Source organism: Bacillus sp. FSL K6-2865, assembly GCF_040311405.1.
In the GTDB taxonomy this organism is placed as follows: Bacteria; Bacillota; Bacilli; order Bacillales; family Bacillaceae; genus Bacillus; species Bacillus velezensis.
The window spans coordinates 770,630-797,540 of the sequence record NZ_CP152036.1; the positions used below are offsets into that span (position 1 = coordinate 770,630).

23 protein-coding genes and 1 pseudogene are annotated in these 26,911 nt (G+C 45.5%); 13 read left to right on the forward strand and 11 right to left on the reverse strand.

Features of this window, described 5'->3' with window-relative positions; all coding sequences use genetic code 11:
* Nucleotides 1–114: 114 nt before the first annotated feature.
* Nucleotides 115–1,194, reverse strand: a complete 1,080-nt coding sequence (locus NYE42_RS03800; protein ID WP_257645095.1) for a response regulator — start codon at nt 1,192–1,194, stop codon at nt 115–117.
* A gap of 72 nt (nt 1,195–1,266) precedes the next feature.
* Nucleotides 1,267–3,150, reverse strand: a pseudogene (locus NYE42_RS03805) (sensor histidine kinase); the annotation flags it as partial.
* Between the two features lie 234 nt (nt 3,151–3,384).
* On the opposite strand from NYE42_RS03805, the gene NYE42_RS03810 reads away from it, so the two are divergent.
* The 9 genes from NYE42_RS03810 (at nt 3,385) to nosA (ending at nt 18,361) form a co-directional block, all read left to right on the forward strand.
* On the forward strand, nt 3,385–4,461 hold the full coding sequence (locus NYE42_RS03810) for a response regulator (RefSeq protein ID WP_047935440.1): 1,077 nt from the start codon (nt 3,385–3,387) through the stop codon (nt 4,459–4,461).
* Between the two features lie 180 nt (nt 4,462–4,641).
* A complete protein-coding gene (locus NYE42_RS03815) occupies nt 4,642–10,551 on the forward strand; it encodes a SpaA isopeptide-forming pilin-related protein (RefSeq protein WP_352426769.1) in 5,910 nt (1,969 codons plus the stop codon).
* 107 nt (nt 10,552–10,658) lie between these two features.
* The gene (locus tag NYE42_RS03820) at nt 10,659–11,312 is read left to right on the forward strand and encodes a class A sortase (protein WP_122503781.1); all 654 of its coding nucleotides are present in this window, start codon (nt 10,659–10,661) and stop codon (nt 11,310–11,312) included.
* Between the two features lie 240 nt (nt 11,313–11,552).
* On the forward strand, nt 11,553–13,157 hold the full coding sequence (locus NYE42_RS03825; RefSeq protein WP_352426770.1) for a sensor histidine kinase: 1,605 nt from the start codon (nt 11,553–11,555) through the stop codon (nt 13,155–13,157).
* Nucleotides 13,154–13,834: a response regulator gene (locus tag NYE42_RS03830; protein ID WP_020955493.1), complete on the forward strand. Its 681-nt coding sequence runs from the start codon at nt 13,154–13,156 to the stop codon at nt 13,832–13,834. The genes NYE42_RS03825 and NYE42_RS03830 overlap by 4 nt, the downstream gene beginning before the upstream one ends.
* Before the next feature lie 12 nt (nt 13,835–13,846).
* The gene (locus NYE42_RS03835) at nt 13,847–14,809 is read left to right on the forward strand and encodes a tripartite tricarboxylate transporter substrate-binding protein (protein WP_352426771.1); all 963 of its coding nucleotides are present in this window, start codon (nt 13,847–13,849) and stop codon (nt 14,807–14,809) included.
* A gap of 192 nt (nt 14,810–15,001) precedes the next feature.
* Nucleotides 15,002–16,300 (forward strand): citrate:proton symporter, encoded by a 1,299-nt coding sequence (locus NYE42_RS03840; protein ID WP_352426772.1) that lies wholly within the window; start codon nt 15,002–15,004, stop codon nt 16,298–16,300.
* A 51-nt stretch (nt 16,301–16,351) separates the two neighbouring features.
* Nucleotides 16,352–17,146 carry an MBL fold metallo-hydrolase gene (locus NYE42_RS03845; protein WP_007408486.1) on the forward strand — a complete coding sequence of 265 codons (795 nt, stop codon included), beginning with the start codon at nt 16,352–16,354 and terminating at the stop codon, nt 17,144–17,146.
* Between the two features lie 123 nt (nt 17,147–17,269).
* A complete protein-coding gene (gene nosA, locus NYE42_RS03850) occupies nt 17,270–18,361 on the forward strand; it encodes a nitric oxide synthase (protein WP_060562226.1) in 1,092 nt (363 codons plus the stop codon).
* Here nosA and NYE42_RS03855 read toward each other — a convergent pair.
* A complete protein-coding gene (locus tag NYE42_RS03855; protein WP_015239384.1) occupies nt 18,355–18,627 on the reverse strand; it encodes an acylphosphatase in 273 nt (90 codons plus the stop codon). The genes nosA and NYE42_RS03855 overlap by 7 nt on opposite strands.
* Nucleotides 18,628–18,694: 67 nt before the next feature.
* Here NYE42_RS03855 and NYE42_RS03860 point away from each other — a divergent pair, with 67 nt between their 5' ends.
* Complete coding sequence (locus tag NYE42_RS03860; RefSeq protein ID WP_015239385.1) at nt 18,695–19,354, forward strand: MOSC domain-containing protein; 660 nt, start codon at nt 18,695–18,697, stop codon at nt 19,352–19,354.
* Between the two features lie 40 nt (nt 19,355–19,394).
* Here NYE42_RS03860 and NYE42_RS03865 read toward each other — a convergent pair whose 3' ends face one another.
* The 4 genes from NYE42_RS03865 to map form a co-directional block, all read right to left on the reverse strand.
* Nucleotides 19,395–19,529 (reverse strand): YflJ family protein, encoded by a 135-nt coding sequence (locus NYE42_RS03865; RefSeq protein ID WP_003155609.1) that lies wholly within the window; start codon nt 19,527–19,529, stop codon nt 19,395–19,397.
* A 178-nt stretch (nt 19,530–19,707) separates the two neighbouring features.
* A complete protein-coding gene (locus NYE42_RS03870) occupies nt 19,708–19,863 on the reverse strand; it encodes a hypothetical protein (RefSeq protein WP_003155608.1) in 156 nt (51 codons plus the stop codon).
* An 82-nt stretch (nt 19,864–19,945) separates the two neighbouring features.
* Nucleotides 19,946–20,257, reverse strand: coding sequence for a DUF3243 domain-containing protein (locus NYE42_RS03875; RefSeq protein ID WP_003155607.1), 312 nt, complete (start codon nt 20,255–20,257; stop codon nt 19,946–19,948).
* A 56-nt stretch (nt 20,258–20,313) separates the two neighbouring features.
* Nucleotides 20,314–21,063, reverse strand: coding sequence for a type I methionyl aminopeptidase (map, locus tag NYE42_RS03880; RefSeq protein WP_007408490.1), 750 nt, complete (start codon nt 21,061–21,063; stop codon nt 20,314–20,316).
* A 164-nt stretch (nt 21,064–21,227) separates the two neighbouring features.
* On the opposite strand from map, the gene nagE reads away from it, so the two are divergent.
* Together nagE and NYE42_RS03890 are read left to right on the forward strand one after the other, a co-directional pair.
* Nucleotides 21,228–22,610 carry an N-acetylglucosamine-specific PTS transporter subunit IIBC gene (gene nagE / locus NYE42_RS03885; protein ID WP_352426773.1) on the forward strand — a complete coding sequence of 461 codons (1,383 nt, stop codon included), beginning with the start codon at nt 21,228–21,230 and terminating at the stop codon, nt 22,608–22,610.
* A 126-nt stretch (nt 22,611–22,736) separates the two neighbouring features.
* Nucleotides 22,737–23,180, forward strand: coding sequence for a YfmQ family protein (locus NYE42_RS03890; RefSeq protein ID WP_152187266.1), 444 nt, complete (start codon nt 22,737–22,739; stop codon nt 23,178–23,180).
* 39 nt (nt 23,181–23,219) lie between these two features.
* Here NYE42_RS03890 and NYE42_RS03895 read toward each other — a convergent pair whose 3' ends face one another.
* Nucleotides 23,220–25,157, reverse strand: a complete 1,938-nt coding sequence (locus tag NYE42_RS03895) for an LTA synthase family protein (RefSeq protein WP_062623279.1) — start codon at nt 25,155–25,157, stop codon at nt 23,220–23,222.
* A 245-nt stretch (nt 25,158–25,402) separates the two neighbouring features.
* Here NYE42_RS03895 and NYE42_RS03900 point away from each other — a divergent pair, with 245 nt between their 5' ends.
* Nucleotides 25,403–25,780, forward strand: coding sequence for a DUF1992 domain-containing protein (locus NYE42_RS03900; RefSeq protein ID WP_007610033.1), 378 nt, complete (start codon nt 25,403–25,405; stop codon nt 25,778–25,780).
* 9 nt (nt 25,781–25,789) lie between these two features.
* On the opposite strand, the gene NYE42_RS03905 is transcribed toward NYE42_RS03900, so the two are convergent.
* Genes NYE42_RS03905 through NYE42_RS03915 form a run of 3 tightly spaced genes read right to left on the reverse strand, consistent with a single transcriptional unit; the run spans nt 25,790 to nt 26,754 of the window.
* On the reverse strand, nt 25,790–26,221 hold the full coding sequence (locus NYE42_RS03905) for an Hsp20/alpha crystallin family protein (protein ID WP_003155596.1): 432 nt from the start codon (nt 26,219–26,221) through the stop codon (nt 25,790–25,792).
* 15 nt (nt 26,222–26,236) lie between these two features.
* Nucleotides 26,237–26,479: a spore germination protein gene (locus tag NYE42_RS03910; protein ID WP_003155595.1), complete on the reverse strand. Its 243-nt coding sequence runs from the start codon at nt 26,477–26,479 to the stop codon at nt 26,237–26,239.
* A gap of 14 nt (nt 26,480–26,493) precedes the next feature.
* The gene (locus NYE42_RS03915; protein ID WP_007408496.1) at nt 26,494–26,754 is read right to left on the reverse strand and encodes a spore germination protein; all 261 of its coding nucleotides are present in this window, start codon (nt 26,752–26,754) and stop codon (nt 26,494–26,496) included.
* Nucleotides 26,755–26,911 lie beyond the last annotated feature (157 nt).

The window sequence follows — 26,911 nt, forward strand, 5'->3', positions numbered from 1 at the left end:
GAAGATATCACTTTTTCTTCAAGCTTTTTTGTTTTTACGTCTTTTTGGGTAAATAAAGGCTGACGGGAATTCCCCGACAGCCGGCAGAAGTATTTACAAGCCTTCTGAAGTTAATCAGTATCTTAATGAAGACGTTTTTAGTGAGTTCGAATCATCCGTTGTGCCGGCAGTGTGAATCATCATCGAAACAGCGGTGCCCTCATCCGGGGTGCTGGTGATCGTCAATTCACTTCCGCAAAAATGCTTCAGCCGCCGATTGATATTTTTCAGGCCGACACTGCGATTAACATCAGAAGACAAAATATCTTTCTGTATGCCCGGCATGATGCCGGTTCCATTATCCTCCACTTTGATAAAATACGTGTTTTCGCCTTGTTTTTTCGCTGTCAGCTTTATCCGTCCGCCGCCTCTTTTCTTACTGATCCCGTGATGAACGGCGTTTTCCACCAATGGCTGTATCATTAAAGGCGGAAGGGGGAAGTCAATGTCCTGTTCAATATCAAAAAGGATATCAAGCCGTTTGCCGAAGCGTGTTTTTTCTATAGAAAGATATGACGTAATGATAGAAAGTTCGTTTCTGAATGAGCTGATGTCCGAAGTGTTTTGAAAATCAAAACTCATCCTTAAATAGTTTGTAAATGCAGCAGTGGTTTCCCGTGCTTTTTCAATATCCAAATGGCTGAGCGCGATGATCGTATTTAATACGTTGTAAAGAAAATGAGGCTTAATCTGCGACTGAAGAAATGCCATTTCTAAATTTGTGGCTTGGTGAGCCGTATGCTTCATCAAAATTAAATTTTTAATACGCGCGGTGAATTCAGAGTAATGATAAGGCTTTTGTAAGATGTCGTTTGCTCCGGCATGAAACGCCTTGTATTTGTCATGGCTGATAATGGCTGCCGTAACGATAAGAACCGGCAGATCGACCATGCTGAATCTTTCGCGGATGTTTGTGCAGACTTCAAAACCCGTCATGTCGGGCATCATCAAGTCTAATATGACCAAGTCAAGCTTCGAGGAAGAGACAGCTTGAAGCGCCTCTTTTCCGCTTTTTACTGCGATTACGTTATAAGGAACACCTTCCAGCATATCAGTTAAAATTTTTAAACTCTCGATGTTATCGTCGACGATCAGAATCGTCGGAGCATCGATTTTTTCTGAGTAATAAGGCGTGACCAGCGAAATATCCGACATTCTCTGCCCGGGATGTGATTCAGGAAGTTCGGTCTTTGCTTCCGGTAAAGAATCAATTTGAGCGGCGGGTAACGTAAAATGAAAGGCTGATCCTTGCGCCGCCGCTGACTCCGCCCAGATGTCCCCGTTTTGGAGCTTGACGAGCTGTTTCACAATACTTAAACCTAAACCCGTTCCACCTTCTTCCGTCCCTCCCGCTTGCTGAAAAGAATCAAAAATGGTTTCAAGATCAGCCTCAGGAATGCCGCTGCCGGTATCGGCCACCGTGATTTGAATCATTTTGTCATTCAGGCTTTCAGCAGAAAGAATAATGTTCCCCTCGGATGTGTACTTGATTGCGTTTTCAACAAGATTGGTTAAGATTTGCCGGAATCGGTTTTCATCTGCAAGCACCAAAGGGAGGCCGTCCGGCACATGATTAAGAATGGCAAGTTTTTTATGTTTGGATAAAAGCCGGTAGAAGTTCATCTCACTGCATATGACGGCACGCACATCGACGGGAACCGGACGAATCTGCAGCATACCCTGCTTCATTTTTTCCAAGTCAAGAATATCATTTACGAGATCAGAAAGTCTGTAGCCCATACGGATGATCAGCTGCATATTTTCTTTCTCTTCCTCTATCGTCTTCTTTTTTCTGCCGGCTACAAGGGTTTGGCATATATTAATAATGCTGTTCAGCGGCGTCTTGAATTCGTGTGAAGTTTTGGCGATAAATTCATCTTTCAGTTGGTCGATTTTGACTAATTTCCGTGAGAGGACTTCATTGTCCCGGAAAGCTCCGGCGAATTGCTGCGCCATCAGAAGAACCACCGCCAATAAAGCGATGACTGTCGGCAATGAATAGAGCGAATTAAAAGAAAAAGCCGTTTTGCCGCTGTAAGCTGAAATGGTAGTAAGAATCACAAAAGCGCTCATCGAGACGGATGCGAGTGTAAGGTACGTGCTTCCTTTTATTTTTCTTATGGCGGCAATCGTAAAAATATATGTAATATAAAACAGAGTCGTAACGGCAAGCACAGAATGTAAAATGTATGAGAGATGGTCAATGAAACTTCCGGACATAAAATCAGTGATCAAGATAATCCCGGATAAAGCGGTTAAAAAGGTGATCGTCGTTTTTGAAACAATTTCTCTGTATGCATAAAAGAGATAAAGAAAAACCGCCATGCTGACAAGCACGGTTGAGATGATACGCAAGGAATTCAGCAATGAAAATGAAATAGACGGAAAGAGGAGAAAGATAATTCTTTCTTTCCCGATCATAAGAATAATGGCAGAAAAAAGCAGACACATCACGGAAAAGAACAATAAATGTTTATCCTTTGTCCGTTGCAAAAAAAAGCCGAGAAAATATAAACCGGTAATGAAAAAAGCCGTAATCATAATGGAATCATTAAAAAAGGAAATTTGATTCTCGCGTATAATTTGTTCCTGAGTCCCAAACGTTATCGGTTTTGCGATCCCCCAGCCGGGAACTTTTCCGAAATTCGAAAAATGCAGGACAAGTTCATTGTCACCCTTGTGAAGCCTGAAAAAGCTGCTGTACGGTTTGTTCTGCGCCTTAAAATCAGCTTTTTCTGTAGGATTGCCGCTCTGTCCGATTAATTTCCCATTAAGATAAAGGCGGTTTGAACTGTAGATATAAGATGTGCTGATCCCCAAAACCTGATTGTCTTCATTTGATCGGATTGTCAGTTTGTACGTCCCGTAATCCACATCGGCCGTTTTGCCGAACAGCTTCACATTGACGGGGACATCAACGAGTACGGGGTTTTTTCCTTTTGCTGAATGAAGCGCCTGCGGTGACAGCATCTGATTTGGATATAGAATCCATTTCCCGTTCAGCTGGACATTTCCATCCTTTTGAAAATCCCACTTTTCCAGATTGATCACGCCCTGTTCCGCTTGAGGGAGGGATGATCCTGAAAAATGATTCAGGACCATAAAAAGCATAAAGAAAGCAGCGTAGCCGCAAATAATCGAAATCGAAATAAATTTTTCTTTCACATCATTACTCCTTTATCCCATTCAGGGGCATTCTATTATCCTATGTAATGTATAAATATTGTAATCACAAACGTTATGATACAACAAGAGAAAGAAAAAGAATCCAACTATATAGGGCATTAGGCATGGTATAATTGAAATTATTTTCAGATATATCTATATTGACGGGTGGGATGCGGTTTGAAAGCGTTAATTGTGGATGATGAGGAACTGGCATTGCTTCATTTTAATCGTATGCTTGAGCGGACAAACGCATTTCAATCTATTATAACGTTTCAAGATCCGGCGGAAGTTCTGGAGCATTCGGAGCTTTCAGCAGCTGATGCGGTGTTTCTTGACATTGAAATGCCCGGGATAAACGGTATTGAGCTTGCTGAATCGATTCAGGAGGTCAATGAAAATATCCAAGTTGTTTTTATCACCGCTTATAATGAATTCGCGATCAAAGCGTTTGAATTAAATGCTGTCGATTATCTTTTAAAACCGGTTGACCATGCCCGGCTGCTGACAACTGTTGAGCGAATCCGAATGAATAAAAAACTCAGGTCGGCAGACGAGAATACCGGGACGGATTATGTTATACAATGTTTTGGGAACCTGGACTTTTATCAATCGGTAAATGGTGTCAAAACATACATAACAGTCAAGTGGAGAACATCCAAAGCCCGTGAACTGTATGCATTTTTACTTCTTAATCAAGGGCGTACGGTCAGTAAAGACATGCTGATGGAGATGTTTTGGCCTGCTTATGATGTATCAAAAGCAAGCACCCAGCTCTATTCGACAATATATCAAATACGGAAATTAATCGGTCAGCTGCCCTTCAGCCAATCAATAGAAAATACCGATATAGGATACATTCTCCGGCTTTCCGGAGTAAAGGTTGATACAGTTGAATGGGAAAAAACATTAAAAGAGGCTCCTCCGGTCAGCGCAGCTGCACTAACCCGGCACCTGGACATTGTCATGTCATATGAGAACCATTATCTCATGGAGAATGGCTATCTGTGGGCGGAGCCGGAAAAAGCGCGTCTGGCCCATCTGTGGCTCAGCAAAGCGTACGAACTGATTGGTTTTCTCATCCAAGAGAAGAACGATCATCAAGCGATGGATGTTTGCCTGCAGGTTGAGAAAATAGAGCCCGGTGACGATAAAATTATACAATACAAACTGCAGTTATTTAATAAACTGGGAAAGGTAGAAGAGGCGATAAAGGAATACGAACGCTATAAACAATTGAAGGATAAAATCAATTGACGATTGAATGACCGGACCGGCTGATGCCGGTCTTTTTTTGTGCGTTATTTCTGAAATAATCCCATGTACAGAATTTGTATAGGCCGATTTCATACAATGTAGTTTGGTTCGGATAAGGAGAATCCCATGCTTACCGGCTTGTTCGAACGTAAGTCTATATAAAAGGGGAGGAATAAGACATTGGGAGTGAGGAACTTTTCGTTCAGCCCGAAAAAAAGCAAAAGGCTGAGGGCGGCATTAATTTCATGCTTTACGCTGTTTTTCATCTTCAGCCAAGTTGTCAGCTTTACTCCGATCGCAGCCGCTTCCGGATCACAACAAAGCGAGAGCGGGTTCTTTGATTCAGTTGCAGTCAAAGACGGCAGACAGCAGACTGTTGACGGGTCAAAAGGGAGTGAGCCCGCTTTAGCACCGGGAGATAAAGTGACACTGACATACGAATGGTCACTAAAAAACAAGGAAGATGCAAGTGACCGGAATATCACCTTAAAGATTCCGGAAAGTTTTACATTAGATAACGATGCCGAAGGTGAGCTGACATCAGCTGATCGGGTGATCGGTATATATAAAGCTGAAGCAGACAGCAGCACGCTGGAAGTGAAAGTGAACGATGCTGAAGCAGATGCCGGGGATGCCAAAGGCTCCATTACACTGTCGGCGAAGTTTACTCCCGACATAACAGATGAGACGAAAATGGCAAAAGCTCTTTTTCAACTGGATGCCGGCAAGACCCAGCAGGTGTTAATACCTGTGAAGAAAGACGGAACAACGGATTCCGAAACAGAAAAAAACACCTCTTCAACACCTGCTGAACCTCAGGAAAAGACAGAGAAAAAATCAGCATCTGCGGACGGCGGTGATAAAGCAGAACAGAAAACGAAATCAAAACCTTCTGCTAAACGCAGTCAATCAAAAATGGCGGTTTCAAGCAAATCTGCCGCTAAAAGCCTTCAATCAGGCGGAAGCCGGATTACGCAAAATATTTTAACTGATGTGAAATTGACGGATGAAAAAGGAAAACCATATGACAAAAACAACCCTGCGAATACGAACTCTCCGGCAAATATCACCATTCAATGGGCGATTCCGAATGAGCTGGGGAAAACAATAAACGACGGTGATCGATATGAATTTGATCTGCCTAAAGAATTTATCATGCATAATGACATTACGAACCAGCCATTGACCGACGGCGATAGTACGTACGGAACTTTTTCCATTAATACGAGCGGCCATGTCATCATGACGTTTAACGGCGAGGTAAAAGAAGATACTAACGTCAAGGGGTCATTGTATGTAAACACCCAATTCAATCAGAAAGAAATAAAAGGATCAACCACACAAAAGATTAAGTTTCCGGTTAACTCTGATACGCCGGACGTAACGGTTTATTTTAAACCGAATGTCAATAAAACCATTGAGAAATCAGGGTCATTGGATAAAGGTATTAATCCCGGAAAGGTAACGTGGACGGTTGATCTTAATAAAAAGGAAGAAGAAGTTAAAAATGCGAAATTGACTGAAAGCCTTCCGGACGAATTGACTTTCCGCTCTGTGAAAGTGTATGAACTTGATGTGAATATTGACGGCTCGGTGAGTCAGGGAAATGAGATAACTTCAGGTTATACCGTTGGCGAAAACGGTAATGTCACCTTCGCCGGGACGATCGATTCAGCCTACCGGCTCATATATGACACGGAAATTAAAGATGAGGCAAAGCCGGGTAAAGGCGGAAACATCACGCTGACAAACAAGGCGGCATTCAGCGGAGACAATGCGGAGCCAATTTCTGCGGAAGCTTCCGTAACAGCGGGTTACGGAAAAATGATAGAAAAATCTTCGACAGGTTATAAAGGAGAATCCCAAACGTTCAGCTGGGCTGTTATGTACAACTACGGTGAGAAAAAGATTGATCAATCCAAAGCCGGCATCAAGGATACGTTCGGATCAGACGATCTGCATCTTGTTCCCGGTTCATTGAAAGTCCTTCCGATTACATTCAGCCAGAACGGCAGCGAACAAGAGGGCGCCCCATTAAAAGAGGGTGAGGATTATACGCTGACTGATAACGGGAACGGCTTTGAAATAAAATTCAAGCAAACTGTCACAGGAGCATATAAGATCATTTATCAATCTCAAGTCAACGATGGGGTCATTATTGACAGTCCTGTCAAATACACCAATACAGCAATGACAGATACAGGGGAATCAAAGGAAACTCCGGGAACCGCCATTCAGCAGAATCTGATCAAAAATTATTCAAATGCAGACTATGAGAAGAAGACGGTTGATTGGACAATCACAGTTAATAAAAACGGTTACACAATGAAAGACTGGACGCTGGATGATCAATTCACCAGCGGAGGCCTGGCGCTCATTGACGATTCATTTCACATGCAAGACACGACTGATAACAAAACGCTGAAAGAAGGAACAGACTATATATTAACAAAAAAACCCGGAAATCAAGGCTTTACAATAGCATTGATCGGGGATTATGCAGAAACAAACAGTCAGTTTAAGATCACGTATAAGACAAAATTCAACGCTGACTTTTCAAACGAACCCATTAAGAATACGGCTGAGTCGACATGGACGGATAAAAACGGCGGCAAACGCACAAATAAGGAATCGAGCGGCTTCACACCGAACAATCAGACGTCCCATAACGGATTCAAAAACGGCTCATACAACGCCGTTTCAAAAGAAATCACATGGAAAGTCGGCATCAATTATAATGGCGAACCTTCAAAAAATCCTTATATAAAAGATACGATCACAGATGGTCAGCAATTTTTGCATGGATCGGTTGCTGTTAAAACGTATACCATCAGCAAAAACGGCTCCATCACTGAAGGAGAGGCGCTGGATCCTTCAAAATATGAAATAGAAGAGCCGTCAGACGGCAACAAAAATACGTTAATCGTACGTCTCAAAACAGATGACGCTTTACCATACCTGATTGAATTTAAAACGTCATTAAAAGGCCAGGTCATTAAACAGAGTCAATACACAAACAAAGCAGAGTACTTTAATAATGACCATGCAGACCGAACGCTGACGGGTTCAGTTTCCATCGCAAACGGAGGAAACCTGATTTCTAAAGGCGGCAAACAGAACGGAAACTATATCGATTGGAACATCAATGTCAATGCCAGCCAATCGACACTGGATGACGTAAAAGTCAAAGACACCCCGGATGAGAATCAAATAATAGATGAAGATTCTTTTAAAGTATATCAAGCAAAATATAATGAGAGCGGCGTTATGAAAGACAGCAGCGGAAATCTTATTCCGGGTGATGTGAAGCTTGAAAAAGATAAGGACTATAAATTAGATATAAAAACTGACAATGCCACCGGTGAACAATCATTTGTCCTCACCTTTACAGGCAGCTATAAACAAATCGACCGTGCGTATGTCATACAATATCGTTCTCTCATTAATATTTCCGGCAGCAGCGGTCAGGTCAGCAACAAAGTGTCGATATCAGGGACAAATGTTGAGGAGCAGACCCAAGAGAACAACAGCTCAGTGTTTGTCGCCATTTCAAGCGGCGGCGGCTCAGGATCAGGAGAGAAGGGAAGCCTGACGATATCTAAAACAGGATCAGACGGAACATCTCTTTCAGGAGCCGACTTTCAATTATGGTCTAAAGACGGCAAGCAGCTGCTTCGTACGGGCACAACAGACGATGCCGGTAAACTTGCGTTTGGGAATATCCGTTACGGAACCTATGTACTGAAAGAAATAAAAGCTCCGGACGGCTACACCATCAGCGACGCCTATGTAAACGGGGTCTCCGTTACGATTGACGGTAAATCCTCCGCAGCAGGAGCACTCTATAAAGTCATAAATCAAAAAAATAAGGTGACGCTTATCAAAAAAGACGAAAACAATAATCCTTTGGCCGCTGCTGTATTTAAGCTTGAGAAAAAATCAAGCGACGGTACCTATACTCTGATAAAAAATAATATTGAAAGCGATAAAAATGGGAAAGTTGAGATAAACGGTTTGCCCGCCGGATACTATCGGCTGATGGAGACGAAAGCCCCATCAGGGTTTATCGTAAACACAAAAGCTATTCACTTCTCAATCGCAAAGAACGAAAAGAATCAAGTACCTGATGTTGAATTGGGATCAATGGTGAATTATAAAGGAAAAGCCGCTTTAACGAAGAAAGATGCAGACGGCGGGAATCTTGAAGGCGCAGTTTTCAAAATCGTCGACCAGGATGGTAAAACGGTTCAGAAAGATCTGGTTTCAGATAAGGACGGAAAAATAGAAACATCCGGCCTTGCACCCGGTCACTACGCCTTCATCGAAACGAAAGCGCCCGACGGTTATGTGTTAAATACGGAGAAAGTGGAGTTTACCATCTCAGAAACAGCGGAAGGAAAACCGGAGTCAACTGACGCGGGAACGGCCGTCAACTATAAAGGCTCTGTCCGGCTGACGAAGGAAGATGCGGAAGGCCGAAACCTTGAAGGTGCAGTTTTCAAAATCATCGACAGTGATGGTAAAACGGTTAAAGAAGATCTGGTTTCAGATAAGGACGGAAAAGTAAAAACATCCGGCCTTGCACCCGGTCATTACGCCTTCATCGAAACGAAAGCGCCCAACGGTTATGTGTTAAATACGGAGAAAGTGGAGTTTACCATCTCAGAATCGGCGGAAGGAAAGCCGGAGTCAACTGACGCAGGAACGGCCGTCAACTATAAAGGCTCTGTCCGGCTGACGAAGGAAGATGCGGAAGGCAAGAAGCTTGAAGGTGCAGTCTTCAAAATCGTCGACCGTGATGGAAAAACGGTTAAAGAAGATCTGGTTTCAGATAAGGACGGAAAAGTAGAAACGTCCGGTCTTGCACCGGGTCATTACGCCTTCATTGAAACGAAAGCACCCGACGGTTATGTGTTAAATACGGAGAAAAAAGAGTTTACCATCTCAGAAACAGCGGAAGGAAAGCCGGAGTCAACTGACGCAGGAACGGCAGTCAACTATAAAGGCTCTGTCCAGCTGATCAAGAAGGATCAAGACGGAAACGTTTTAGACGGTGCAGAATTTAAAATCATTGACAGTGATGGAAAAACCGTAAGAGACGATCTGATGACAAAAGAAGGCGGCAAAATTGACGCCGGCGGTTTGGCGCCCGGAAACTATCAATTTGTTGAAACAAAAGCGCCGGATGGTTATCTGCTGTCAACAACCCCTGTGCCGTTTACGATTAAGGCTGAGAACAGCGGAAAACCGAATCAGGCTGCCCTGACTGCAGTTAACATCAAGAACAGCGTTGTTCTCACAAAATCGGATCAAGGTGACAAACGGAAAGTCCTGCAAGGTGCAAAGTTTAATCTGACAGATGCAAACGGCAAAGTACTGACAGAGGGTCTGACGACAGATGAGCACGGACAAATTAATGTACGGGGACTGAAAGCGGGCGAATATCAATTTATCGAAACAAAAGCGCCTGAACTTTACAGTTTGGATCAAACGCCAATATCATTCAAGATCACAAATACCGACATAAAACCAGTCGAAATCAGTGCGGAGAATACACTGACGCCTGGTGATGTCACACTGACAAAAGTGGATCATGACGATAAAAATAAGGTGCTGGAAGGTGCTGAATTCAAGATCACGGATTCTGCCGGACATCCGGTAAACACCGGCGGCAGCAAAGAACGGCCGGCGGTATGGAAGACGGATCAAAAGGGCCGGTTTACGGTGAAAGGATTAGCGCCCGGGCAGTATCGATTTATCGAAACAAAAGCGCCTGACGGCTATCAGCTGAACGAAAAACCAATTGAATTCACAATTGAAAAAGGACAGTCAAAAGCCGTTGAGGTCGTCGTTTCTAATAAGAAATTAAAAAATCCCGCACCTGGGAAAGACACACCGAATCATCAAACGAATCAAGGCGGGCATCACCCTGATACCAATGGTAAAACCAATCACTCGGATACAGGCAAAAACCTGCCGAAAACCGGTGATACGGACGGTATGATGCCGGTCACGGCCGGTATTCTGCTGCTATTAGCCGGCGGAGCCGCGGCTGTTGTATCAAGAAAGAAGAAAGCAAGGAATAGATAGACGTTATCGCACCTGATCATGTAAGAATCGATCAGGTGCTTTTTTAAAAAGAGAATCATTTCTCACCAAATACTCACCGCATGACGTACAAGAAAGGAATTTTCTTCATGATTAAAAAAATGATCATTGCCGTTCTTATTTTGTCCGGGCTGCTTCTCATTTCCTCACCTCTCATGAAAGGCTGTTTGATCGCGTACCTCAGTAAAAGCCAAATTGAATCGGAATTAACCGCAGAACAAGCGCGGAAAAATAACATGAAAAAAGCGGACTATGATTTTGAATCCATTCATCCGCCCGGTTTCAGGGAAACAGTTCAGTCAAGTTTTAATCGCAAACCAAAACCGATAATCGGACGGATAACCATCAGCAGCATCGATTTAGACCTTCCGATTTTAAAAGGCACAACCAATGAAAACCTGCTGATCGGCGCGGCAACTATGCGTCCGGATCAGAAAATGGGCGAGGGAAACTACCCGTTGGCAGGCCACCATCTGAAGCAGGAGAACCTATTGTTCGGCCCTCTTTTACACATAAAAAAAGGCGCGCAAATCGTGATGACCGACTTTAGAAAAGACTATATTTATTCTGTAACATCAAAAACCATGATTTCAGAAATAGAAGCAAACGCAATTCAGGAGACAAAAGATAAAGAGATTACATTAATCACATGCGACAAGGCGGTAAGAACCGAAGGACGCCTGGCCGTCAAAGGAAAATTGATTGATATTTCAGGTCATTCAAATGTATCTCGGCCATCATAGAGAAACACTTTGTCAACTGAATATACGTCCGTTGTGAAACATCCCGAGACTGGCTTCTGTCAGTCTTTTTTTGCGCAGCGATTATAAAAAGTTATCCTTCTTATCTCTCTTGAGGGAAATTATACCAGAATGCACTTTTTAAAAGAAATGACAAGAGAAAAAGATCACGAAAATTCTCAAAAATGAGAAATAAAGATTTAAAAAATGGTATGATTTTAGGAGGAAAGGACGGCTGGTGCTGTGTTGGAAGCGAAGCGGTTTTATGTCTCTCTGCAAATGAAAATCGCCGGATTAATTGCGGCTTTATTAATACTTGTCATCGGAACGCTCACAGTTATATTTGCCTTTCAGCAATTAAAGGAAGGCCAGAAGCAGGCTGAACAGCTGGCGGTGCAAATGGCAAAAACCATTTCATATATGCCTCCCGTAAAAGAGGCGTTCCGGCTTGCGGATCAAGAGGCTTTTACAAAGTTAGACGTCATTGAACAAATGAAAGAACAGGCAGGCGCGCACGCCGTCTACATCACTGATCAAAAAGGGCATGTTGCATTTCATTCGGCCCGAAGCAGTATTCCGAAAGAAAATCAAAATTTGCAAAATAAAACCGTCATGTTCGGCGGGTCACCGGTTTCCGACGGAATGAAGGCTGTCCGGGGGAGCGCCCCGGTTATTTTGGAGGAAAAAAATCATAACGAAGTCGTCGGAACGGTGACAGTCGAGTTTTTACAAGATGAGATAGAAAAAGATATGAAAGCGCATCTGCGGCATTTAGGCTATTTTGCATGTTTGGTGTTTCTTATCGGCATCGGGGGAGCGGCGGCGCTCGCAAAAAGCATCCGTAAAGATACACTCGGCCTTGAACCGCATGAAATTGCAGCACTGTACAGGGAGCGCAATGCGATGCTCCTTGCGATTAAAGAAGGGATTATCGCCGTAAACAAAGAAGGCGCGGTAACCATGATGAATTTATCTGCGGCTGATATGCTGAATCTTCCGGAACCGATGATCGGAAGGCATATAAAAGAAATCATGCCGGGCGCAAATCTCATGCCGGTGTTGGCAGGGGGAGAATTACCGCCGAACGTGGAGGTGCGTGCCGGAGATAAAGTATTTATCTTAAACGTGAAAGAAATGAAGCAGACCGGACAAGTATACGGAGCGGTGATCAGCTTCCGGGAGAAAACAGAGCTCAAGAAACTGATTAACAAGCTGACTGAAATGAAAAAATACTCAGAGGATCTTCGGGCGCAAACGCATGAATTCTCGAATAAGCTTTACGCGATCCTCGGTCTGTTAGAGCTGGGAGAATATAATGAAGCCATTGAACTGATAAAAGAAGAGTACGCCATCCAGAATGAACAGCATGAAATCCTCTTTCAAAACATTCATTCACAGCGGGTTCAGGCCATACTATTAGGAAAAATGGGAAAGGCGTCTGAGAAGAAAGTGAAGCTTTCAATAGATGAAAACAGCTTTTTAGAATCGCTGCCGGAGCATGTGGGTTCATCCCAGCTCATTACGATCATCGGAAATCTTATTGATAACGCTTTCGAAGCCGTCGCCGAAAAAGAGAAAAAAGAGGTCGCCTTTTTTATGACCGATATCGGCAGGGATATCGTCATCGAAGTGGCGGACTCAGGAGACGGCGTGCCTCAGGAAAAAACAGAAACGATATTTGAAAAGGGCTACTCTTCAAAGGGGACGAGGAGAGGATACGGCTTAGCCAATCTGAAAGAAGCCGTCAGTGAATTGCAGGGATCGATAGAGATTTCGCAGCAAAAGAGCGGCGGTGCCGTATTTACGGTGTTTATACCGAAAGAAACGCCAAAGGGGGAATCGGTGTGATTAACATCGCGATTGCAGAGGACGACTTTCGAATAGCGCAAATTCACGAAAAATTTATCGAACATCTTGATGGATTCAATGTCATCGGTAAAGCAATCAATGCCAAAGACACCATATCGCTGCTTGAGAAACGGCAGCCTGATCTGCTGCTTTTGGATATTTATATGCCGGATGAGCTGGGAACAGATCTGCTTCCCCTTATCCGCGGCCGTTTTCCTTCTGTTGATATCATCATTATTACGGCTTCTGCCGAAACAAGACTGCTGCAGGAAGCGCTCAGATCAGGCGTTTTCCACTATGTCATAAAGCCGGTGTCGGCACATAAATTTACAGAAGTGCTTTTGCAGTACCGTGAAAAAAGAGAATGGCTGCGCTCACAGCCGGAGCTGAGCCAGTCCGTTATCGACATGTTTTTCGGAAGCGGTCAGAAAGAACAAAAACAGCTCAATGATCTGCCGACCGGGATTAATTCGATTACACTTCAAAAAATCAAAAACGCGCTCAGGGCAGCCCAAAAAGGGATGACGGCCGAAGAACTGGGCGAAAAAATGGGCGCCTCCAGAACAACGGCGCGGCGCTACGCCGAGTTTCTCGTTTCTCAGGAAGAAGCGCTCGCTGAATTAGAGTACGGCATTATCGGCAGGCCGGAACGGAAATATTATTTAGCACATGAATAAGGGATGGGAGAAATGAAGCGGTTGGGAGTGCATCTTGTCATGCTGGCGGCGCTGGTTTCTTTTGACGGACGGCAGATGGCGGGCATCCGTTCAGCCGAAGGGCCGGTTGAAATTGTCGTCCCGGCAGCGCCTCAAGGGGGCTGGGACGTAACGGCAAAAGCTTTGCAATCGGTAATAGAGCGGAAGCAAATATTAGGCCGGCCCGTAAAGATCGTCTATAAACCCGGCGGAGGCGGAGACAGCGGCTGGAAATATGTAAACGAACGAAAAACGGATGTCATCAGTATGAATTCAAGCCTGCTGTTAAGCAATGAAATTTTGGGACAAAGCCGGCTGAAGGCAGCTGATTTTACGCCTTTGGCCATTATCGCAAAAGAGTGGCAGACCGTCGCTCTTCCGAAGGATTCAAAGATAAAAAGCGGAAAGCGGCTGCTCGGCGATATTAAAGCACATCCGGGCGGCATAAAAATCGGATTTGCGCCCGGCCTCGGAAATGATGACCAGCTCTCCTTTGCGAGAGCGGCGGAAATGGCCGGAATTTCTCCGTTTGATATCCGCTTTTTTCAATACGGGAGCAGCAATGAAGTCATTGAAGCTCTTATCAGCCACGAGATAGACGCCGCCTCAATGACCATTTCAGAAGCGAGAGACGCCTATTGGAAAGGGAAAATCACATTGGCGGCCGTTACGTCGGACAAAAGGCTCTCCGGCTTCAGCGATGTGCCGACATGGAAAGAGCAGGGGGTGCCGTTTGTCTTTGCGCACTGGAGAGGCATCATGGGGCCGAAAGACATGACCGAAGGCGAGATCGCCTATTGGGATCAGGCTTTGAAACAGATTACCTCATCCGCGGAGTGGAAGCAAATGTTGAAAAAACGGGATTGGGAGAGCTTTTATAAAAACAGCAGCGGCGCAAAACGCTTTTTAGAAGAGCAGACCGAGTTTTATAAAGAGATGATGAGCAGCGAAAAATAAGCCTTCCGCATATTTGCGGGAGGCTTTTTATTTATAAATGAACAAAATGAACGAAAAGGTTATAAAAAATTAAAAATCTTTAAAATCCAAAATATTTACTTCAATATCCAATTCTCATAAGATAGCAAAAAGGCGGATAAAGGGGATCGGGCCTTTAAAATGTAAGCGTATTCATAATAAGGGGGACATACTGTGTTAGCAATCTTAGGCTTTCTTATGATGCTTGTTTTTATGGTGCTGATTATGACAAAACGGCTTTCAGTGTTAACGGCGCTCGTATTAACGCCGATCGTGTTTGCGCTGTTTGCCGGGTTTTCTTTTAACCGGGTCGGCGAGATGATGATTTCCGGGATTGAACAGGTGGCGCCGATTGCAGTCATGATTATGTTTGCGATTCTTTATTTCGGCATTATGATTGATACCGGTTTATTTGATCCGATGGTGTCGCGTATTTTAAAGCTGGTTAAAGGCGACCCGCTCAAAATTGTAGTCGGAACAGCCGTTTTGACCATGCTTGTCGCACTGGACGGAGACGGCTCGACGACGTATATGATTACGACAAGCGCAATGCTGCCTTTGTATATCATGCTCGGAATCCGTCCGATTATTTTAGCGGGAATCGCCGGTGTCGGCATGGGTATCATGAACACGATACCATGGGGCGGCGCGACGCCGCGTGCGGCGAGTGCGCTCGGCGTTGACCCGGCAGAGCTGACGGGGCCGATGTTGCCTGTCATTGCCAGCGGCATGGTATGTATGATTGTGGTCGCTTATGTACTCGGAAGGATGGAAAGGAAACGGCTCGGGGTGATCGAATTAAAGCAGCCGTCCCATACAAATGAAACGGCTGCGGCTGCGGAAGATGAATGGAGGCGGCCGAAACTATGGTGGTTCAATTTAGTGTTAACGCTTTCTTTAGTGGGATTTTTAGTGTCAGGAAAAGTGAATTTAACCGTGCTGTTCATCATTGCGTTTTGTATCGCGCTGATTGTCAACTATCCGAAGCTTAACGATCAAAGGGAGCGTATTTCAGCCCATTCGAGCAATGTGCTTGCGATCGGTTCGATGATTTTTGCCGCAGGCGTGTTTACCGGAATTTTAACGGGGACGAAGATGGTTGATGAGATGGCCATTTCCCTCGTATCGCTTATTCCGGGACAGATGGGGGGATTTATTCCGGCGATTGTTGCCTTAACGAGCGGTATCTTTACGTTTCTGATGCCCAATGACGCCTATTTTTACGGCGTGCTGCCCATTTTGTCCGAGACCGCCGTGGCGTACGGTGTAGATAAGGTGGAAATCGCCCGCGCTTCGATCATCGGCCAGCCGATTCATATGTTAAGCCCGCTCGTGCCGTCGACGCATTTATTAGTCGGGCTTGCCGGGGTCACCATTGATGAACACCAGAAGTTTGCGATGAAATGGGCGGTTCTTGCCGTTATCGTCATGACGGCCTTTGCGCTCATCATCGGCGCAATCACGATTTTTTAACATAAAACACCCGGTTCGTCGCACACTAAAGGCATCAGAGGAGGTGCCATGATGAGTGATCCGTTTATGCCGCTTTTTTCAGTGAGAAGCGGGGCCGGTTTTAAAGCGGCGGACGGCGTTTACGGACTGACCGTGCAGATTGCGAATGTTTACTTTATCGAAAATCCCTCAGCTCCGCGGGAAATCATTCTGGTTGACGCGGGAATGCCGCAATCGGCGGAGATGATAACAGAAGAAATGAAACGCCGGTTTAAAGAGGGGTATCAGCTGAAGGCGGTCATTTTGACACACGGTCATTTTGATCATGTCGGTGCGATTGAAGAGCTGCTTGAGCTTTGGGATGTGCCGGTTTACATTCATGAAAAGGAGCTCCCGTACGTCACGGGGAAAGCGGATTATCCGCCTGCCAGGCCCGATGCGAAAAAGGGGCTTGTCGCAAAGCTGTCACCGCTGTTTCCGCGCCATACGATCCGCATTCCGTCCGTTCAGGCACTGCCTTCAGACGGTACCGTTCCGTTTCTTGAAGAATGGAAATGGGTGCATACGCCCGGTCACACCCCCGGCCATATTTCATTATTCCGGGATAAAGACCGCGTTCTGCTTGCCGGTGATGCCGTGATCACTGTTGAACAGGAATCGCTTGCGGACGTTGTCATTCAAAAGCAAGAGCTTCACGGGCCGCCCGCTTATTTTACAGCGGATACCCAGACGGCGGCCGCATCCGTTCAGAAACTGGCCGAACTGGAGCCGGAAGCGCTTTTGACAGGTCACGGAATTCCGATGACGGGAAAAAACTACCGTGAGGATTTGCTTACACTGGCTGAAAAACTGCATTCCGTTTTGTAAAACACCTGCGAACATCACAGGTGTTTTTTCTTTGCAGTTTCCAGTATGATACAAAAAAACCATTGTGTTCACTCCTAAAAACGATACAATGGGAAACAGATGTAAATTGAAGGAGAGAGTTTTTTGAAACATACGGAAATACTTTGGGATGAGGCGAAGGATTTTATTGATGTCTGCTATCAGGAACTCGGAATGGAATCGCAAATCAACGCGCGTCTACACGCGATAAAAGATGAGATAGATCGGACGGGAAGTTACGTCCATACGGCGGAAGAGCTTGAACACGGGGCGAAAATGGCGTGGCGCAACAGCAACCGCTGTATCGGGCGTCTGTTCTGGCAATCGCTGAACGTCATTGACCGGCGCGGTGTGAAAACGAAAGAAGAGGTGCGCGACGCATTATTTGAACATATTGAAATCGCCACGAACGGCGGAAAAATTAAACCGACGATTACGATTTTCCCTCCTGAGAAGAATGGGGAAAAACAAGTGGAGATCTGGAATCACCAGCTCATCCGCTATGCGGGATATGAGACTGAAAAAGGAAGAGTCGGTGATCCGGCATCATATGAGCTGACGGCTGTCTGCGAAAAACTCGGCTGGCGCGGGAAGCGGACCGATTTTGATATTCTGCCGCTGCTTTTCCGGATGAAAGGGGACGGGCAGCCGGTCTGGTATGACCTGCCTCAGACGCTCGTGAAAGAAGTGCCGATCACCCATCCGGATATTGAAGAGTTTGCCGATTTAAATCTCAGATGGTACGGGGTTCCGATTATCGCCGATATGAGGCTTGAAATCGGCGGGCTGTCGTACAACGCGGCGCCTTTTAACGGATGGTATATGGGAACCGAAATCGGCGCAAGGAACCTTGCTGACGAAAAACGGTATGATATGCTCAAAAAAGCCGCTGCGGTCATGGGGATTTCCGCCAGCCTGAATACCGACCTGTGGAAAGATCAGGTGCTGGTGGAACTGAATAAGGCAGTGCTCTATTCATACAAAAAACACGGTGTCAGCATTGTCGATCACCATACGGCGGCGAATCAATTTAAACGCTTTGAAGAACAGGAACAAGACGCGGGCAGAAAGCTGACGGGCGACTGGACCTGGCTGATTCCGCCGATCTCGCCGGCTTCCACCCACATTTTCCATAAATCATATGACAATACGATTGTGAAGCCGAATTATTATTATCAGGACAAGCCTTATCAGTAACTGATGGTAAAAGTGCGGTACCCTTTCAGACGGTGTGATTCTTCGATGGTTACGCCTGTGACATTTGAGAAGGGGCTGCCTTTTCTGACTGCTTCGGCAAATTGTTTTAACGACTCTTCAGGACCTTCGGCAAGGATTTCCACCCGGCCGTCATCACGGTTTTTTACCCAGCCGGCTACCTTATGTCTGTCGGCTTCCATCTGGACGAAGTAGCGAAAACCTACGCCCTGAACCCGACCGTCTGCAATCATATGATATTGAAGCATGGAAAAACCACCTTTTTCTTACTATGATAAAGGAAAGATATGAGATTTCGCAAAGGATGTGAACGAGGTGACGCAAGACTATTCTGTCTTATCTATCAATCTCGGAAAGCCCGCAATTCATGAATTTGCCGGCAGACAAATCAATTCCGGCATCATAAAGCGGCCCGCAGATTCTCCCGTCATGCTGTATAAAACCCATTTTGACGGGGACGGGCAAGCCGACTTGAAGCATCACGGAGGCCCCGATAAAGCGGTGTGCGTGTATCCCGCCGAGCATTATTCATATTGGGAAACAACGCTCGCGAGAAAACTTCCCGCCGCCGCGTTCGGGGAGAATGTAACGGTCAAAGGACTGGCCGAACAAGACGTGTGGATCGGAGACGTCTTTCAGCTGGGGGAAGCCGTCGTTCAAGTAAGCCAGCCGCGCCAGCCCTGCGTCAAACTCGCGCTCAAATATGGCATCAAAGATATGGTGCTCCGTGTACAGCAGACGGGATTTACCGGCTTTTATTTCAGGGTGCTTGAAGAAGGATATGTCGATCCGCGTCCCGTCCTCAAGCGTCTGTCGAGAGGAAAAGAAAGCATTTCCGTCTGGTATGCGAATGAAGTGAAATATCGTGATTCCGGCAATCTGTCAGCGATTGAAGAAATACTGCGGGAAGAAGCGCTGTCAGAAAGCTGGAGGGAGTCCTTCCTTAAAAAAAGAGACAGGCTCACTAATGTATAGAAAAAAAGCCGTGCTGCACTGACAGCACGGCTGATTTACGTTATGCTTGTTTTTTTGTTTCCAGCAGATTGGCAAGGAAGTACTTTTTGAAGCTTTGAAGCTTTCTTCCTTCATAGTGGGTAATTCCTTTTTTCTTTAACTCTTCTACATACCAGCCTTTACTGCCATAATGCATGTCAGAAAACTCCTTTCTCCGTTCTCCCGCTGGGGAGGTTTCTTCAGCTTTTGCCAAACTTTTGGCATTGTAACATCTATAAAAAGACGCTGAAAAGGGATAATGCAAAAACTGAGACTTTCGATTCAGAGATGTAAAGCTTTCTTACATATATATGTAAAGGGCGGTCTTTTCATGCTTAATGGCCGGTTAATTTTAACAGCACCGTTCCGAGTGTCATGATTCCGAAAACGACGCCGAAATAAATCAGCATCCCCTTCTTTTTCTTCACTCCGTAAACGGTGAGAATGATGCTTTCAATAAAGAAAATAAACCCGAAGATAATAAACCACATGTTGAAAAATGGCTCCTTTCACAGACATATGTCCAGTGTAGCACAACTCTTATAACGGAGCATAAAAAAGCCGGGCACTGTATCAGTGTCCGGCAAGTTTGACGAGAAGCTGGGCCAAATGCTGTTTTTCATTGTCATCCGCAATGTCCCACAGTTCTTGTAAGAGTTTTTCTTCCGCATTGCGGGGCTCCTCGTGTTTGGCGAGATAGTCCCCGAGGATGGCGGCGCTTTTGATGATTTTGCTGTCATCCAGACCCAGTTTTTTTCCGGCGGAAATTTTCTGATGAAGGTACGCCTTAAATTCCTCGAAATCCTCTAAAATCTGCTGTTTCGTTACGCCGTGCATGGCGTGTATTTCGTTTTCGATTTTGATTTTTTCTTTATCTTTTTTCATGCGTCTCCCTCCTTCGGGTTAGTTGTTGTATACCTGTTTGGAAGGGAGATGAAACATTACAATGCAGTTAAAATAATCGGTTTGTCTTTTGTGATCACGATGGTGTGTTCCACTTGGGCGACAAGGCTTTTATCCGGCGTTTTAAACGTCCAGCCGTCTCCCGCTTCAACAATCGTTTCCGCTTTCGTGGAAATAAACGGCTCAAGCGCGATCACGGTTCCGTTTTTAAACAGCGCGTTATCAAACGGATCGTAGTAATTCATGATGTGGTTCGGCGCTTCATGGAGGTTTCTGCCGATTCCGTGGCCCGTCAGCGTTTTAATAACGGTAAATCCGTTGGAGCGGGCTTCATGGTAGACGGCTCTGCCGATCTGGTTTTGGCGTTTGCCGGCTTTTGCCTGATCCAATCCTTTCTGAAATGCGGATGCTGCGCAGTTACAAAGCTTTTGCAGACGTTCATCGCCTTCTCCGAGCACAAATGAAATTCCCGTATCGGAATAAAAACCGCCGAACTCCGCCGAAATATCGATATTTACAAGATCCCCGGCTTTTAAGATTTTAGAGGCGCTCGGAATGCCGTGAGCGACTTCGTCATTTACGCTGATGCATGTCACGCCCGGGAAATCGTATTCCTTCTCCGGAGCGGAAGCGGCTCCGTGCTCGTCAAGCACAGCCTTTCCGATCAGGTCAAGATCTTTCGTGCTCATGCCGGGCTCGGCTTTTTTCTTCATTTCTTCACGCGCCAGCGCGACGATTCTGCCGATTTTTTTAAGGCCTTCTAATTCTTGATCGTTCGTTACAATCATTGTCATTCCCGCTTTCTATTTTTAATCATCTGATTCAAGCTTACCACAACTGGTTTATAAATAGAAAACCAACAAGCCTTATGTGAATAAATGAAGGAAAATTGGTATAGATCACTAGATAACTTATGTGGTATATTTAAGAAAAAAGAAGGGGGATGGGTAAAATGCTTCAATTTTTGCAAAAACTCGGAAAATCATTTATGCTTCCGATTGCCGTTCTGCCCGCCGTTGGTATTATTTTGGCCATCGGCAGAGAGGACTTATTAAATATTCCGTTCATTTACGCGGCGGGGACCGCGGTATTTGATCATCTGCCGCTGATTTTCGCGATCGGAATTGCGATCGGGATTTCGAAAGACAGCAACGGGGCCGCCGCTCTGTCGGGAGCAATTTCTTATATCATGCTGGACGCGGCTGTAAAATCAATCAATTCGACAAATAATATGGCCGTTTTCGGAGGGATTATCGCCGGGTTAATTGCGGGATACACGTATAATCGCTTTAAGGATACGAAGCTGCCCGAATATCTCGGGTTTTTCAGCGGGCGCAGGCTCGTTCCGATTGTAACGGCGCTGATTACCATTATTTTGGCGGGGATCTTCGGATTTGTGTGGCCGCCGATTCAGTCGGTGATTACGTCTTTCGGGGAATGGATGATCGGGCTTGGCGGAATCGGCGCCGGGATTTACGGGATTTTTAACCGGCTTTTGATTCCATTCGGTCTTCATCATGTGCTGAATAATATTTTTTGGTTCCAGTTTGGCGATTTTCACGGAAAAACGGGAGATCTGGCCCGCTTCTTTGCGAAGGATCCGACGGCGGGAACTTATATGACGGGATTCTTCCCGATTATGATGTTCGGGCTTCCGGCCGCATGTCTGGCAATGATTGCCACGGCTAAGCCAAGTAAGCGCAAAGCGACGGCCGGAATGATGATCGGTCTCGCGCTGACGGCATTTATTACCGGAATTACAGAGCCGATTGAATTTGCATTTATGTTTTTATCACCGCTTTTGTACGGGGTTCATGCTATATTAACCGGGTTCTCTTTATTTATCGTGAATGTTCTCGGAATCAGGTCAGGTTTTTCATTCTCGGCGGGGGCGATCGATTATCTCCTCAGCTACGGCATTGCCGAAAAACCGCTATTGCTGCTCGTTGTCGGGCTTTGTTATGCGGTGATCTATTTTGTCGTCTTCTATATGCTCATCAAAACGTTAAACTTGAAAACGCCGGGACGGGAAGATGATGAGGAAGAGGAAGAAGTGCTTAGTGAAGATACGGCCGGTTCCGTCGAAGAACATGCCATGCTCAAGGGGCTCGGCGGCAGGCAAAACCTCGAAACGATTGATCACTGTGCGACCCGCCTCAGGCTGACCGTGCAGGATACGTCTCTCATTAATGAGGCGGTGCTTAAAAAAGCGGGAGCAAAAGGGGTTATCAAAACGGGGAATAAAACGGCGCAGGTCATTATCGGGCCGAACGTCGAATTTGTCGCGGAAGAGCTGAGAGAAGCCGTCCGCCGTGACGACCGGAAGCAGACTTGAAAAATCCGGATCACCTAGGTGATCCGGATTTTTTTTGAACATATATCAAGTTTCACATAACGTACAAAAAACAACGTTTTCTTCTATGTTAAGATTCATGTAGAACAAGTATGGAGATGATGTAAGGTGACATGGATTGCAGTTGTTTCAATTGTCGTCATAAGCCTGATTAAGATTGTGCTGACATGCCTTCCTACCGGAGCGGTGGAATGGATCCTCCGCAAGTTTGAAACCCATTCAAAGCTCAGTGACGCGTCCGCTGCCGTTTCCCTCGGCGGAAAACGTCTGGAAGGCGAAGACAAACGCCGGGTGATTGATGATTTTAACGAGGCCGTGTTTATCGAACGGCATTATATATACCCAGGGGATGAAGAGCGTTATCTTCATCCGCAAAACGGAGCCGATCCGCTTGTCATTAAGACGAGAAAAGGAAAAAAAGATGTGACGGTGTTTGTATACAGCTACGGAGATCATGTAGATGTCGTCAAACAGCAGAAAAAGAAAGTCGTCGCTTATTCAGTTCTTTCCGACAGCCTGCAAAAGCGCTCTATGGCCGCCGCCGGGAGCTGAACATAAAAAGCCAGATCATTGATATGATCTGGCTTTTGTTTATTCTTTTTGATCGTCTGCTGAGGAATCTTCACGCTTCGTATAATCGAATTGTGAAGGGTCCACTTTCTTAAAGCCTTTCGGCTGATAGAAACGAAGCAGATCGCCGTTGATGATCTTATCAGACATTTCAAGCTCAGTCTTGACGAGAGAGTCTTCTTTTTTGTCGACTTCTGAATCATCTAAAAGTCTTCCGGTTTTTGTATCGTAATACTTGCCGGACACTTTCGTATAGTTCGGCGAGATGAAGTCTCCGTTACGGAACGGAATGACTTCTCTGTGTTCTTTCGATAAGATATCTGAACCTGACATGAGATAATCTTTCGTATCGACGCCGAGCAGATGAAGAACGGTCGGCGCGACATCGACTTCACCGGCAAATTTGTGATTGCGGCCGCCTTTCACGCCGGGAGCGTGGATAAAGAGCGGCACCCGCTGAAGCTGGGCATTGTCGTATTCAGTGATCTCATCTTTGCCGAGCACTTTCGCCATCGCTTTATTATGGTTTTCGGAGATGCCGTAGTGGTCTCCGTACATCACGATAATCGACTTATCGTACAGGCCGTCTTTTTTCAGGTCATGAAAGAACTGTTCAATTGATTCATCCAGATAGTTCGCGGACTGGAAGTAGTTATTGACGACTGAATCGCCAAAGTCTCCCGCCGGGAAGTCCGTGTCTTCTTTATCCATTCCGAACGGGAAGTGGTTGGACAGCGTAATGAACTTCGTATAGAACGGCTGCGGCAGGCTCTTTAAGAGCGGCATGGATTCTTTGAAATACGGTTTGTCTTTCATGCCGTAGTTTTTCGTGTTTTCTTCGCTCATGTCATAATAAGCGGAATCGAAAAACTTATCGATGCCTTCCGCTTTGTACATTTCGTTACGGTTCCAGAAAGTCTGCGTATTTCCGTGGAAAGCGGCAGACGTGTACTTTTTGCCTTTTAAGATCGCAGGAACGGACTGCAGCGTGTTTTGCGCTTTATTGACGAAAACCGAACCTTGCGAAAGCGGGTACAGAGAGTTCTCCATCATAAATTCCGCATCAGATGTTTTACCTTGTCCCGTTTGGTGGAAAAAGTTATCAAAGTAGAATGTTTGATTATCGTGCGCCAGTTTGTTTAAAAACGGCGTCACTTCCTTGCCGTTAATTTTGTAATCAATGATAAAGGACTGCAGAGACTCTAATGAGACATAGATGACGTTTTTTCCTTCGGCTTTTCCGAAGTAGACGTTATTCGGCACGTCATAGTTGGCCTTCATATAGTTTTCCACATCCGTTACATCGCTTGAATCGGCAAGCGCGCGCTGGCTGTTTGATTTCACATTCTGCACGGCATCGTAAATCGTAAAGTTGTACGTGCCCAAGTATTTCACCAGATAGTTACGGTCAAATGAGCGTGTCAAAAGCTCGGGACGGTCGGATTCCGCGACGGCGAGGTTGATCAGGAACATAAGCACGGCGGAAGCCAAAACGATTCTGAATGATTTCTTCGCCGGTTTTTCAGCCGGTTTTCTCATCTTAAGGGCCAAAATAATCAAAATGACGGTATCCAGGAAGTAGAAGGCGTCTGTCCATCTCATTAACGAGAACGCGCTGTCTCCGAGCTGGCCGCCGTTTGTCTTTGCCTGCATCATGACCGGGATGGTAATGAAATCATTAAAGAATCTATAATAGACGATGTTTGCAAAAAGCAAAAAAGACAATAAAAAATGAATCACAATAATGGCTGTCTGCTGTAATTTTTTCTTGAAAAGAAGCCCAAGTCCAAGAAAGAACAAGCTGGAGCTCAGCGGATTCACAAAAAGCAATATTTTCTGGATCGTGTTGTCTATGCCGAGGTTAAAGTTTAAAATATAAGCGACATATGTTTTCACCCACAATAACACGACCGCTATCAAGAAGAAGGCAAGTCCTCTTTCTTTTATAAATGTTTTCATTGTTACACTCCTTTTTTCCGATCACGGTTTAAACGGAACGATAGAAAAAACGAACGTAATCAATATACCATGAAACCAGCAAATAGAAAAGGTGGAAAAGGCTCATCGGAAAAAGGGCGAAAAACGCTGTCGCAACGGCGGTTAATCTGTTGAATGACAGCTTTAAAACATATAAATGGAACAAACTGGGATTTGTGTTTCCGTATGATCATACCCGGTTCTATTGAAAAAAGAGGTGAACAGTGATGGATATTGCCCATATCGTGGCTGAAGATAAAATCAAGCGCGCCATTAAGGACGGAGAGTTCGCCGGCATCAAAGGAATGGGAAAGCCCCTGCCGAAAGACGATGCCGCACATCTTCCGGAGTCGCTCAGAATGGGCTACCGCATATTAAAAAACGCCGGGATCGCCGAGGATGAGGGCGCGCTGAAGAAAGAGCTGATGACGCTCGATTATTTGATCGCCAAGTGCCGCAATGAACAGGAGCGGGATCACTTGCGGAACAAACGGACGGAAAAACAAGTCAGACTCGACAAACTGACGGAGGAGAAAGCCATGTTCTCAAAACCCGCATCTTCTCATTATAAGGAGAAAGTGTACAGACGGCTGGGCCGCCCGTAAGCCGGCTCTTTAGATTTTTTTCTGAAAAGGAATGTGCTCCATAAGGCGCGGGTAGGAAATGTGGAGCAGGCCGTTTACGCACTGCGCCTGTAACAGGTGGGGCTCAGCCGGTTCAGGAAGCTCAATCGTCTCATCGATTTCCCCGTAATACCGGTTTTGGCAGACGCCCATGTTCTTTGGAAAAAGGGGTGTGATGTTTCCTCTGATATGCAGCCGTGTTCTTGACAGCAGCCTCAATGTCAATTCTTCTTCGTAAACGCCGGGCATTTCCACAATGACGAATGTGTGCTGTTCATCCTGATAAATATCATAAGTCAGGGTGTTTTTTTGTAAGGAGAAAAAATCTTCGGGAGATTTCCGTTTCAGGACATTGGTCCAAAAGTCGCTGGGCTTGTGCTCGTTCGTAATCTCAAGCCACTTTCTCATTTTTTCGATATCCACTTCGGCAGAACCTCCCTATATTTGATTTGCGATCGGCATTGACGGGTTGGCGATCTGATCCTGATCGCTCACGTCAGGGTCAAGATGGCCCGAATTCAAACATCCGGCGGCCGGCGAAAAATCCCCTAAAGAAAAGTTCGCGCCGACAAATTTGCTGTTGGCGGTGTGGCTGTTTTGCACGGTCTGACCGATATCGACGTTTCCGTTTTGCGTTGCTCCGTTTACTTTTATATTGACGACGTTAATTTGGTAAGGCATTCATAAAAACCCCTTTAATCTATAATGGGCGGCACCGGCGTAATATTTGCGGTATCTGCGGTTCCGATGGCTGTCTGGTCGTTGACATCAGGATCATTTAACAAGTTCTCCATCATCGATTCTATAGGTGACGTATCGCCGAATGAAGAGTTCAGTCCTTGTGATTTGTTATTTGTGGTGGGACTGTTGTATGCCGCTTCCCCAATCGTAATAGATCCGTTGCCAGAAATACTGTTAATCTTCAAATAGTACAGGTTGATAACAGTGGATGGCATCTCTTCACACCTCTTTAACTTAGTTGTACAGTACTGTATGCTTTTTGTGCTCCTGTTGTGAATTCCGCCCGGACATGTTCCCGATAAACAAGAAGTCAAGGCCCGGTTCCGGCGGGGCCTTTTTTGTTTCAGGGTCTTTCGCAGTATATTTGTGATG

What these genes read in the sequence shown, in the direction of transcription:
- NYE42_RS03800 (WP_257645095.1), bottom strand. Translation starts at nt 1,194, where the DNA reads ATGTCGGATATTTCGCTGGTCACGCCTTATTACTCAGAAAAAATCGAT.
- NYE42_RS03820 (WP_122503781.1), top strand. Translation starts at nt 10,659, where the DNA reads ATGATTAAAAAAATGATCATTGCCGTTCTTATTTTGTCCGGGCTGCTT.
- NYE42_RS03835 (WP_352426771.1), top strand. Translation starts at nt 13,847, where the DNA reads ATGAAGCGGTTGGGAGTGCATCTTGTCATGCTGGCGGCGCTGGTTTCT.
- NYE42_RS03845 (WP_007408486.1), top strand. Translation starts at nt 16,352, where the DNA reads ATGAGTGATCCGTTTATGCCGCTTTTTTCAGTGAGAAGCGGGGCCGGT.
- NYE42_RS03855 (WP_015239384.1), bottom strand. Translation starts at nt 18,627, where the DNA reads ATGCTTCAATATCATATGATTGCAGACGGTCGGGTTCAGGGCGTAGGT.
- NYE42_RS03865 (WP_003155609.1), bottom strand. Translation starts at nt 19,529, where the DNA reads ATGCATTATGGCAGTAAAGGCTGGTATGTAGAAGAGTTAAAGAAAAAA.
- NYE42_RS03870 (WP_003155608.1), bottom strand. Translation starts at nt 19,863, where the DNA reads ATGTGGTTTATTATCTTCGGGTTTATTTTCTTTATTGAAAGCATCATT.
- NYE42_RS03875 (WP_003155607.1), bottom strand. Translation starts at nt 20,257, where the DNA reads ATGAAAAAAGATAAAGAAAAAATCAAAATCGAAAACGAAATACACGCC.
- map (WP_007408490.1), bottom strand. Translation starts at nt 21,063, where the DNA reads ATGATTGTAACGAACGATCAAGAATTAGAAGGCCTTAAAAAAATCGGC.
- nagE (WP_352426773.1), top strand. Translation starts at nt 21,228, where the DNA reads ATGCTTCAATTTTTGCAAAAACTCGGAAAATCATTTATGCTTCCGATT.
- NYE42_RS03895 (WP_062623279.1), bottom strand. Translation starts at nt 25,157, where the DNA reads ATGAAAACATTTATAAAAGAAAGAGGACTTGCCTTCTTCTTGATAGCG.
- NYE42_RS03900 (WP_007610033.1), top strand. Translation starts at nt 25,403, where the DNA reads ATGGATATTGCCCATATCGTGGCTGAAGATAAAATCAAGCGCGCCATT.
- NYE42_RS03910 (WP_003155595.1), bottom strand. Translation starts at nt 26,479, where the DNA reads ATGCCTTACCAAATTAACGTCGTCAATATAAAAGTAAACGGAGCAACG.
- NYE42_RS03915 (WP_007408496.1), bottom strand. Translation starts at nt 26,754, where the DNA reads ATGCCATCCACTGTTATCAACCTGTACTATTTGAAGATTAACAGTATT.